Origin of the sequence: Williamsia maris (assembly GCF_024171815.1) — a bacterium.
Classification (GTDB): domain Bacteria; phylum Actinomycetota; class Actinomycetes; order Mycobacteriales; family Mycobacteriaceae; genus Williamsia_A; species Williamsia_A maris.
Genome location: NZ_JAMTCJ010000001.1, coordinates 502,747 through 513,990, shown reverse-complemented (window position 1 = coordinate 513,990; position 11,244 = coordinate 502,747). Strand labels below are relative to the sequence as shown.

General features: G+C 67.3%; 7 protein-coding genes. 2 read left to right on the top strand and 5 right to left on the bottom strand.

Going from position 1 to position 11,244, the window contains the following annotated elements:
- Position 1 precedes the first annotated feature (1 nt).
- Entirely contained in the window at positions 2 to 1,045 is a 1,044-nt protein-coding gene (locus tag LX13_RS02400) for a M23 family metallopeptidase (protein WP_253659701.1), read from the bottom strand.
- A gap of 406 nt (positions 1,046 to 1,451) precedes the next feature.
- Here LX13_RS02400 and sucC point away from each other — a divergent pair, with 406 nt between their 5' ends.
- Together sucC and sucD are read left to right on the top strand one after the other, a co-directional pair.
- On the top strand, positions 1,452 to 2,615 hold the full coding sequence (sucC, locus tag LX13_RS02395; protein WP_253659700.1) for an ADP-forming succinate--CoA ligase subunit beta: 1,164 nt from the start codon (positions 1,452 to 1,454) through the stop codon (positions 2,613 to 2,615).
- Positions 2,616 to 2,626: 11 nt separating this feature from the next.
- Positions 2,627 to 3,517 (top strand): succinate--CoA ligase subunit alpha, encoded by an 891-nt coding sequence (sucD, locus tag LX13_RS02390; protein ID WP_253659699.1) that lies wholly within the window; start codon positions 2,627 to 2,629, stop codon positions 3,515 to 3,517.
- Between the two features lie 194 nt (positions 3,518 to 3,711).
- Here the strand turns inward: sucD and LX13_RS02385 are convergent, their stop codons facing one another.
- From LX13_RS02385 to LX13_RS02370, 4 genes are all read right to left on the bottom strand, one after another.
- Positions 3,712 to 5,133: an ABC transporter permease gene (locus LX13_RS02385; protein WP_253659698.1), complete on the bottom strand. Its 1,422-nt coding sequence runs from the start codon at positions 5,131 to 5,133 to the stop codon at positions 3,712 to 3,714.
- 106 nt (positions 5,134 to 5,239) lie between these two features.
- The gene (locus tag LX13_RS02380) at positions 5,240 to 6,841 is read right to left on the bottom strand and encodes a carboxylesterase/lipase family protein (protein WP_253659697.1); all 1,602 of its coding nucleotides are present in this window, start codon (positions 6,839 to 6,841) and stop codon (positions 5,240 to 5,242) included.
- A 2-nt stretch (positions 6,842 to 6,843) separates the two neighbouring features.
- Positions 6,844 to 7,452 (bottom strand): TetR/AcrR family transcriptional regulator, encoded by a 609-nt coding sequence (locus tag LX13_RS02375; protein WP_253659696.1) that lies wholly within the window; start codon positions 7,450 to 7,452, stop codon positions 6,844 to 6,846.
- A gap of 99 nt (positions 7,453 to 7,551) precedes the next feature.
- Complete coding sequence (locus LX13_RS02370; RefSeq protein WP_253659695.1) at positions 7,552 to 11,127, bottom strand: indolepyruvate ferredoxin oxidoreductase family protein; 3,576 nt, start codon at positions 11,125 to 11,127, stop codon at positions 7,552 to 7,554.
- Positions 11,128 to 11,244: the final 117 nt, after the last annotated feature.

Below are 11,244 nucleotides of genomic sequence, written 5' to 3'. Positions count from 1 at the left end.
CTCAGCCGGTGTAGGCGGAGAGCCGCACGCCGTGCTCGGCGAACCACGGCATCGGGTCGATCTTGGTCGTCCCGTTCTTCCAGACCTCGACATGCACGTGCGGTCCGGTGGAGAACCCCTCGTTCCCCACCAGCCCGATGATGTCGCCCGCGGTGACCTTCTGGCCCTTGCTGACGAGCACGCCGCTCGAGGCCATGTGGCCGTACATCGTGATGGTGCCGTCGGCGGACTTGACCTGGATCCAGTTGCCGAAGCCCGACGCAGGACCGGCTTCGACGATCTCGCCGTCGGTGGCGGCGTGGATCGGGGTGCCCAGGGGGGCGGCGAAGTCGATGCCACCGTGGAACGTGCCCCAGCGACCGCAGAAGCAGGACGTGAACTGGTAGGCGCCCATGTTGACCGGCGAGGCGAACAGCGGCTTGCGCGAGGCGGCATCGGCGGCCGCGGCATCGCGGGCGAGTTTGTCGCCGGCCTGCAGCTGGTCGGTGAAGTTGCGCATGTCCGACGGGGGAGCGGACTCGACCACCCCGGCGTCACCGGCGGAGGGTGCGACCGGACCGACCGCGGCAGCGGGGCTGACGGCGTCGGTGGCGGGCTCGGCGGACTGGTTGGTCTCGGTGGCGGACCCGGACTGCAACTGGCCGGTGGCGGCGACCACAGCGGCGCCCGCGGCGACGGCCAGCAACGCGGCGCGGCCCTTGAGGGCGTGCGGCGGCGCGGCGATGCGGTGGCGACCGCCGGACTTGCGGGGAGCGGGTGTCGGCCCGGGGACGAAATCGAAGTCGTCGAACTCGGCGCCGCGGACTGCGAAGGGGTGTTCGTGCGCGGTCTCGTCGAATTCGTACTCGGCGATGAGGATGTCCTGCGTGACCTCGGCAGGCAACGGGGCGCGGCGAGGAGTGCTGCGCGTGGGGGTCGGATCGTGCGGTGCGTCGACGGGCGCGTCGTTCCACTCGGCGAAATCCCAGTCGATGGGAATGATCGAGGTGATCTCCGCTGCGTCGAACGCGGCCGGGGCCGCGCTCGAATTCCCGCGTACTGCCAAGAGATGCACCTTCCGATTCGACTCACGTCACGGCCGTGTTCACGCGCCTGACGTGGGCTGGTGGTGGAAATCGAGCCCGGCTCGCACGTCGGGGACCAGATGAAGGATCCGCCGCGTGTGATGTAGCCGTGACCGACTGCCCTGGCGACGGTAACGAAATGATTGCAGCGTGTGCAACCGCGCGCGAACATCTATGTGGCATTGTGAGCTGGATCACAGACAAAACGGTCAGTGGTGCCCATCCCAGAACGATCACTCGGGCGGTTCGTCCGTGCCGGTCGTCAGTGATCTGGGGCACAAGCACCGGGTGTGCTTTCGGTGGCCGTTGTGACCAGCGTTAAAGTCCGATGTGGCCCGTGCGAGAAACAGACGATACCGCGGGCAAACCTACGAGATGGTGAGCTGAATGGATCTCTTCGAATACCAGGCGAAGGAACTCTTCGCCAAGCACGAAGTTCCCACATCGGCCGGCCGTGTTACCGACACGGTTGCCGGGGCAACGCAGATCGCCGAGGAAATCGGCAAGCCGGTGATGGTCAAGGCTCAGGTCAAGGTCGGCGGCCGCGGCAAGGCCGGCGGCGTCAAGTACTCCAAGGACGTCGCGGAGGCCACCGCCAACGCCGAGGCGATCCTCGGACTCGACATCAAGGGCCATGTCGTCAAGAAGCTTCTCGTCGCCGAGGCCAGCGACATCGCGGAGGAGTACTACATCTCCTTCCTGCTCGACCGCACCAACCGCACCTACCTCGCCATGTGCTCGGTCGAGGGTGGCGTCGAGATCGAGGTGACCGCCGAGGAGAACCCGGACGCGCTCGCCCGCATCCCCGTCGACGCCGTCAAGGGTGTCGACCTCGCCTTCGCGCGCGAGATCGCCGAGGCAGGCAAGCTGCCCGCCGAGGTCCTCGACGCCGCGGCCAACACCATCCAGAAGCTGTGGGAGGTCTTCATCAACGAAGACGCTCTCCTGGTCGAGGTGAACCCGCTGGTTCGCACGCCCGACGATCAGATCCTGGCGCTCGACGGCAAGGTCACGCTCGACGCGAACGCCGACTTCCGTCAGCCCGATCACGCCGAGTTCGAGGACAAGGACGCGACCGATCCTCTGGAGCAGAAGGCCAAGGAGAACGACCTCAACTACGTCAAGCTCGACGGACAGGTCGGGATCATCGGAAACGGTGCCGGTCTGGTCATGTCGACCCTCGACGTCGTCGCGTACGCCGGTGAGGCGCACGGTGGCGTCAAGCCCGCCAACTTCCTCGACATCGGAGGCGGCGCCTCGGCCGAGGTCATGGCCGCCGGTCTCGACGTCATCCTCGGCGACGATCAGGTCAAGAGCGTCTTCGTCAACGTCTTCGGTGGCATCACCTCGTGTGACGCGGTGGCCAACGGCATCGTCGGCGCGCTGAAGAAGCTGGGCGACGATGCGAACAAGCCGCTCGTGGTGCGACTCGACGGCAACAAGGTCGACGAAGGCCGCGCGATCCTCGCCGACGCCAACCACCCGCTGGTGACGCTCGCCGAGACCATGGACTCCGGCGCCGACAAGGCCGCCGAACTGGCGAGCAAGTAGGAGCTGAACACATGTCGATTTTTCTGAACAAGGACTCCAAGGTCATCGTCCAGGGCATCACCGGCGGCGAGGGCACCAAGCACACCGCGCTGATGCTCAAGGCCGGTACCCAGGTCGTCGGCGGCGTGAACGCCCGCAAGGCCGGCACCACGGTCAGCCATGACGGCGGCGTCGAGCTGCCGGTCTTCGGGACCGTCTCCGAGGCCATCGAGAAGACCGGCGCGGACGTCTCCATCGCGTTCGTGCCGCCGAAGTTCGCCAAGGACGCCATCATCGAGGCGATCGACGCGGAGATTCCGCTGTTGGTCGTCATCACCGAGGGCATCCCGGTGCAGGACAGCGCGTATGCCTGGGCCTACAACAAGTCCAAGGGCGAGAAGACCCGGATCATCGGGCCGAACTGTCCCGGCATCATCACCCCCGGCGAGTCGCTGGTCGGGATCACGCCTGCCAACATCGCGGGCAAGGGTGAGATCGGTCTGGTGTCGAAGTCGGGCACCCTGACCTACCAGATGATGTACGAGCTGCGTGACATCGGTTTCTCGACCGCCATCGGCATCGGCGGCGACCCGGTCATCGGGACCACCCACATCGATGCCATCGAGGCGTTCGAGAAGGATCCCGACACCAAGGTCATCGTGATGATCGGTGAGATCGGCGGCGACGCCGAGGAGCGTGCGGCCGACTACATCAAGGCCAACGTCACCAAGCCCGTCGTCGGCTACGTCGCGGGCTTCACCGCCCCCGAGGGCAAGACCATGGGCCACGCCGGCGCGATCGTGTCCGGCAGCTCGGGCACCGCCCAGGCCAAGAAGGACGCGCTCGAGGCCGCAGGCGTCAAGGTCGGCAAGACGCCGTCCGAGACCGCCGACCTCGCACGCGAGATCTACAAGGGCCTCTGAGTCCACAGCTGTTCCTCGACGGCCCCGCCTCATGGCGGGGCCGTTGTCGTTTGAGCTCACGCAGCAGGTGGAGATACGTCGTCCACAGTGGGTGGGGTTTCCGCCCGCGCACGGACATCGTCCGACTGGAGGGCCTTCGAGGGCACTATGCCCTTGATGACGCTCCTGCCGGACGATGTCCGTCACGGATCGGTCTACCGCGGCGCCTGGTGGCGCGGGTGGTGCATCGACTCGCGGATCTCGTACTCACGCTCCTCGTCGGCGAAGCCCCCACCGAGTCCGTTGCCGTTGAACAGTGGGTCGCCGGGGAACGACGTCTCCATGTCCTCGACGGTGTAGTGGTAGTCGGGCCGGTTGCCCGACGCGGACGTCGATGTTGGTGCGCCGCTCCCGACCAACTGGCGTTGATCCTCGGTCTCCGAAGGGGTCTCATCGACCGCGTCGGTCTGCTGACCATCGGAATCGATGTCGTCGGCACCGTCGTCGACCGGGTTGGCGTTCGAGTCGAGACCGTGTGCGGTGAGGATGCGCTCGCGGTCGGCCATTCCCTTCTGCATCATCGCGCCCTGGGCGGCGGCCATCATCGTCGTCTTGCCGGCGAGGATGCGGTCGAACTCCTTGCTCTCACGCCACCGCTTGCCCACGATCATCGTGACGATGCCCAGCAGTGCGTAACCACCCATCAGCAGGAACGGCTGCCAGTACGGTTCGCCGACGCCGTAGAGGACGCGCTTGATCATCTCGGTGATGCCGTGGCCCACCACAAGGGGATTGAGGTCGCCGAAGATGCGCGGGACCATCCACGTCGGGTACGCCGCACCCGAGGACGGGATCGACAGGAAGACGAACATCAGCAACGCCACGGCGGTGATGAACCGCCCGAAGAAGTACGACAGCCCGTTCACCGCGAGGCCGACCGCGAGTATCCACAGGAACGAGATCCCGATCATCGGCAGCAGGTGTCCGTCGTAGACGCCGATCACGGGGCCCGCGAGGACGTTGGTGAGGACCGACGCGACCAACGCGCCGCCGGCCAGGATGCCGACGCGGGTGCGGTGGCTCAGCGGAGCGCCCATCATGCCGATGAACATCGCGACCATGTAACCGCCGATGCACCACGACAGCATCAGGTACATCGCGCCGAGACCGTAGGAATCGCCCTTGGGCAGCGGGGCGATGTCGTTGACCTGCACGGCCGTACCGCTCTGTGCGAACGTCTGGGTGAAGGTCGTCTTCATCAGCGTCGCCGCCTGGAACTGGTGCGCGCTCGCGATCGTCACCGTCGGCTGTCCGCCGGCCTGTGCGGGCAGGGTCAGCGATGCGGCGGCGCTGCCGTCACGCACGGCCTCGGTCGCCTCGTCGGCGGTCTGGTAGAGCCGGAAGTCGAACATCCCGGGCTGCGCCTTGGAGAACTGATCGGTGAACGTCGACGCCGCGGGGGAGTTGACCACGGCCACCGGGGCGTCGTGGATCTGCGGCGAGTGGAACGCCCAGAGATAGCAGAAGCAGAAAGCGAACAGGAAGAAGACCGGCAGCCAGAGCTGTAGTCCGATCATCTGCAGTGCCGGTGGCATCGAGCTGTATTTCTTGCGCCACCATCCCGTGAATGTCTTCATCACACGTCCCCTCGAGAAATCGTTTCAGACCAATTAGATGTATAGCACAACTATCATCAGGTGGTGTCTGATTCCCGGTCGGCCGAAATCGGTCACGAGTCGCTGGTCAGGGCAGTGTGACGGTGTCCCAGAACGCGCACTGGTGGTCGGTGGAGTGGTCGACCATGCGGATCCCCGACGACGTGAACCCGAGTACGGGAGCACTGTCGGGTGTCGTTGCCGGCCAGACCGGGGCGTTCGCGGCCGACGGTGTCCCGGTGTGGGCGAATGACGACCAGTACCCGATCATCTGCTTCGACAGCTCCGCCTGTGGCCCGCTCGGCACGAGGTCCCGGCCCTGCAGGTCGAAGACGTAGGGGAGGTCGTTCGCGTGAAACGCCGCCTTCGGGACCTGAGGTGACGACCCGCCGCTCACGTTCGGCCCCGTGTCGTCGGAGAACTCGTAGCTGTAGACCTTGGCGTGCTCGGCGTATTGGCGAGCTGATCGCACCGTCGGACATGCCCATCCGGCATCGGTGAACGTTCTGGCCAGCGCAGCACCGGCCGAGGCGAAGCGCGACGGGGGATACCGTTGCGCCACGTCACCTGCGCGATCCCCGTAGGCGGCCCGGAGATCGCCGTCGTACCCCTGCGCGGTGAACGCGCTCGGGTTCACCGCCAGCGCTCCCGCCACGAAGGCGGAGTTCTCCTCCCGGTTACCGCCGGAGATCATCGGGATGCGCAGCGTCGCGCCGGTGGCGACCGCGTCACGCGGATCTCGTGGCAGCAGGGGAGTCCCGTACGCGAGAGTGTTGCTGAAGTTCTCGTTCTGCGTGAGAAGGGCCGACGACGGCAATCTGCGCAGGCACTCCAGCGCGAGGTTTCCGCCGCATCGCAGCGCGCGTGCGGCGTCGGTGCCGGTTGACATCGCCTGTGCCACGGACGCATAGGGGCGTTGCGCAGGTACGCCCGGATAGAGCGCATTGGTCGGGAACACCAGGGCGCACGAACCCGAAGACACGATCGCCTTGTCGATCAGGCCCCGTGCCGCGGGCGAGGTGAGCGCCGCGCACGTCGACATCCCGCCCGCCGACTCGCCGAACACCGTGACGTTGTCGGGATCGCCGCCGAAGGCCGCGGCATTGCGCTGCACCCAGCGCAGCGACTCGAGCTGATCGGCGAAACCGAAATCTCCGCCGCCCTCGAGCCCGGGGAGCGCGAGATACCCGAACATGCCGAGGCGGTAGTTCACCGTGACGACGATGACGTTCCCGGTGTCGGCCAGTCGCTGGGCGTCGTAGCCGATGCCCGACCCGGTGGTGTAACCGCCGCCGTGCCACCACACCATCATCGGCAGCCGGTCGTCGGCGGATTGTCGACGCGGCGTCGTCACGTTCAGGTACAGGCAGTTCTCGCTCGGTGCCGCGGTCGTCCCGGACGCCGGTCCGCTGTTCTGCTCACACGGGTGTCCCAGGCCGGTCGCGTCGACCTGCGTCCCGCGAGCCGAGATCGCCTGCGGGAGAGTCCATCGCCGGGACCCGACCGGCGGTTGCGCGTACCGGATCGCGGTGAACCGCCGCGTGCTGCCGACGGCCTTACCGTGCAGCACGCCGCTGGTGGTGGAGACGGTCAGCGGCGCGTCCACCGGGGTGGAGTCGTCCCGTGAGTCGGTGCACGCAGCACCGGCGAGCAGGGCCAGGACGGCAACAGTGCAGAGGGTCTTCTTCATCGTTACTCCGATTGTGTTGCGGCGCGGAACAGGTCGTCGATCTCGCGGGCGAGGAGGTCGGGGTCGGTTCCCGCGGCAATCTGGACGATCGTCGCGTCGAGGGTGGCGCGGATCGCGGTCGCCATGACGTCGGGGTCGAAGGCGCGGAACTCACCGGACTCCTGACCGCGCCGGAAGACCGCGGTCAGCTTCGCCAGTTCGGTGGTGTGCTCGGCGCGCGCATCGCGTGTGGACGCGTCGGCGTCACCGGAGCGAAAGATCGACGACAGCGCCGTCATCTCGCGGATGTGGACGGCGTAGAAGTCGATGCTGCCGACGATCATCGCGCTGATCGCATCGGTCGCGGTGGTCGACGCCTCGACCGGGTGCTCGACCATGCCGCGACCGAGCGCGTAGATGTGTGCGACCACGGCGTCGAGAAGGGCGGACCGGTCGGCGAAGTGATAGTTGATCACCCCACGACTCACCCCGGCACGCGCCGCGATCGCGACGAACGTGGCGCGCGCGACGCCGTCGTCGGCGATGACGGCGATGGTCGCGTCGATCAGTTGCTGTCGACGCTTCTCCCGGATGAAGGTGTCAGCCTGCTCGGAGGCCGATGGCGTAGGCATGCCAGTTAATTTAGCACCAGTGTCAGAAATATGTCAGTGGTGTCAGAAACATCGACCGGGCGGCCGGGTGGTGGCCGTAACCGCCCAGTCGACGCCTGGTCAGATGCCGAGGCCGACTCGTCTGCTCGCCAATTCCCGCCGGTAGCGCTCGACGTTGGCCATCTTGATGCCCTCGTAGCCGCGCACCATGTCGGGCAGCTCGGCCACCGCCACCGCGGCATCCAATCGGTCGGCACCCAGCGCACCGGAGCGCAGGGCGTTGACCAGCGCGGACAGCACCGCGCGGTACTCGACGATCAGTGCCCGTTCGGTCCGGCGGACCTCCGCCCGACCGAACGGGTCGAGACGTGTTCCGCGCAGACGCTTCATCCGCGCCAGACCGGCCATTCCGGGTCGGACCCACTCGCCCAGGGAGATCTTGTTCGTCATCCCCATCGACCGCAGCGCCGGCGGGTGCAGCCGGATCGCGACCGACGCGTCGGCACCGAACTGATCGGCGACCTCCGCGGCGAACCGCTCATCACCGGACAGTCGCGCCACCTCGTACTCGTCCTTGTAGGCCATCAGCTTGAACAGGTACTGCGCGGCGGCCGTGGTCAGACTCGTCGACCCGAGCCGCTTCTCGGCCACGTGCACGGCGGCGACGTCGTCGAGGTACCGCGAGGCGTACCGCTGGTCCTGATACGCGATGAGCTCGTCGACACGACGCAGCAACACCGCGCGCAGGTCGTCGTCGAGCTTTCCGAGGGGCGCGATCATCGACTGGGCGATCGCCGACGGCTCGGCGGACACCACCGGAGCATGCACCTCTCCGATCGCCTGGTCGACCGCGTCGGCGTCGGCGATCACCTGACGTCCACGACGGAGCGCCTGCAGATTCGCCTGTACGGCGACGCCGTTGAGGTCGATGGCGCGTTCGAGGGATTCGGCCGAGATCGCCAGTGCTCCGGTCTGATACGCGGCACCGACCATCAGCATGTTCGCGTACTGTTCGTCGCCGAACAGGCGCGTCGACAACGCCGCCGGATCCAGGTAGATCGTCCGTTGGGTCGCGTGGTCGACGGCGTCGTGGATCTGCTCCTGGGACGGGAAGCCGACCGAGGTGTCGACCACCATGGCCCCGGTGGGGATGGCGCTGGTGGACACGACCGCCGTGGTCTTCTCCGGACTGGCCACCTTCAGGTTCACCGGATCGGCACCCACCAACGGATCACACGACAGGTACAGGTCGCAGTCGCCGGCCGCGACCTTGGCCGCCTGCTCGACGCCGCCGGATCCGGTCCGCGCCGACGCCACCTTGACGTCGCTGACCACGGCCCCGCCCTTCTGGGCCATACCGGTCATGTCGACGGTGCGCGCGTCGTTGCCGTCGAGTACTGCTGCGGTGGCGATCACCTGCGAGACCGTCACCACGCCGGTACCGCCGATGCCGGTGACGCGCAGGCTGAACCCGTTTGCCGCGTCGCGACGGTGTGCCGGTTCGGCGAGTGCGTCGGCGTCGATGTCGGCGACCACGCGTCGGACCTTCGTGCCCGTCCCCGGGGTGACCGTCACGAACGACGGGCAATCGCCCTTCAGGCAGGAGAAGTCGAGGTTGCACGAACTCTGGTCGATGCGCGTCTTGCGGCCGAACTCGGTGTCCACCGGGTGCACCGACAGGCAGTTGGACTTCTCGCCGCAGTCGCCGCATCCCTCGCAGATGCGCTCGTTGATCATCACCCGTTGTGTCGGGACGGGATACGCACCGCGCTTGCGTTTGCGTCGCTTCTCGGCCGCGCAGAACTGGTCGTGCACCAGGACGGTGACGCCGGGGACGGCCGCGAGTTCGGTCTGCACGTCGAGGGTGTCGTCGCGGTGGCGCACCGACACCCCGCCGGGCAGACCGAGGCCCTTGGTGCGGCCCGGATCGTCGGTGGTGACCACGACGCGTGAGACGCCCTCGGCGAGCAGGAGCTTCGTGAGGTCGACGAGTCCGCGTCCGCCGACCGCGTCCTGTCCGCCCGTCATCGCGACCGTGCCGTTGAACAGCAGCTTGTAGGTGAGGTTCTCGCCGGAGGCCACGGCGTACCGCAGTGCGAGCGAGGCCGAGTGCATGAAGGTGCCGTCGCCGACGTTCTGCACGAAGTGCTTCTCGGTGAGGAAGGGTGCCATCCCGAGCCACTGCGCACCCTCGCCGCCCATCTGCGTCACACCGGTCACGTCGCCGACCTGCGCGGGATCCATCAGCAACACCATGGCGTGACAACCAATCCCGGCACCGACGAGGGTGTCGTCGGCGACCTTGGTGGAGCTGTTGTGCGGACACCCGGAGCAGAAGTACGGACTGCGCACCGCCAGGGGGAGTTCGATGCGGGTGCGGCGGCGGCTCATCCGGTCCAGCCAGTCGGTGGCGGCGGGCACGGCGTGGTGACGGGCGAGACGACCCGCGAGGCCACGGGTCACCGCGTCGATGTCGAGTTCACCGAACCGCGAGAAGAGCGTCGAGCCGTCCTCGTTCGTCTTGCCGACAATGGCGGGCGCATCCGCTCGTCGGAAGAGGATGTCGCGCATCATCGTCTCGATGAAGTCGCGCTTCTCCTCGACGACGATGACCTCGTCCAGACCTTCGATGAAGGTGTCGAGGATCTGGCGCTCGAACGGGTAGACCATGCCCAGCTTGAGGATCCGGATGCCGAGGGCGCCGAGCTCGTCGTCGCCGATCCCGATGAGCCGCAACGCCTCCCGGACGTCGAGGTAGGTCTTGCCCGCGGCGACGATGCCGATGCGGTCGTCGCCGGTCCGCGCGACGATCCGGTTCAACCGGTTGAGGCGGGCGTACTCCTCGGCGCGTGGTTTGCGGATGGTGAGCTGATTCTGTTCGAGCTCCATCAGGTTGGCCCCCAACAGTTTTCCGCTCGGGATGTGCGGACTGTCGCCGAGGTCGCCGTAGACGGGCACGATCCGGTCGGGCGACACGATCGCGGTCGACGCGCCGTCGGCCACGTGTGCCGAGATCTTCATCGAGGTCCACAGGCCGGACACCCGCGACATCATCGCCGCGTGGATGCCCATGTCGAGGATGTCCTGTGAGTCGGCCGGGTACAGGATCGGCATGTAGAGATCGGCGAGTGCCATCTCCGACGCGCAGGGGACGGTGGAGCTCTTCGCGCCGGGATCGTCGCCGACCAACGCGACCGCGCCACCACGGTGGTGGGTGCCGATGAGATTGGCGTGGCGCAGGGCGTCCGACGCACGGTCGAGGCCGGGCGCTTTGCCGTACCAGTAGCCGACGACGCCGTCACGCATCTGCCCGTCGGCGTCGGCGGCGAGGTGGCCGACGCGCGCGGCGACCTGCGAGCCCATCACCGATGTGGCGGCGAGTTCCTCGTTGAGCGCGGGCCGATGGGTGATGTCGAACGGTGAAAGGTGGTTCTTCCGCCGGGCGATCTCGAGGTCGTAGCCGGCGAGGGGTGAACCCTCGTAGCCGGAGATGAACGAGGCGGTGCGGAGTCCGGTGCGGCGGTCGAGTCGGGCGCGGTCGCGGACCATGCGGACCAGCGCCTGGATGCCGCTGAGGTAGATGGTGCCGTCGTCACGGGTGTAGCGGTCCTCGAGGGAGAACGTCTGCGGGTCGGACGCGGCGGTGGAGCCGGTGTGGCTGAGGTCGTCGTTGCGACGGTCGGATGTGAGGGTCATAGGGGGTCACCTGGGCCTTCGGTATGTATCCGGTCGGTTCCCGGGGGTGGTGGGAGGGCCGGAGGGTTGTGTCGGTGACCCAACCGTACCAACCGCGTGACGCCGATCACTCGACCC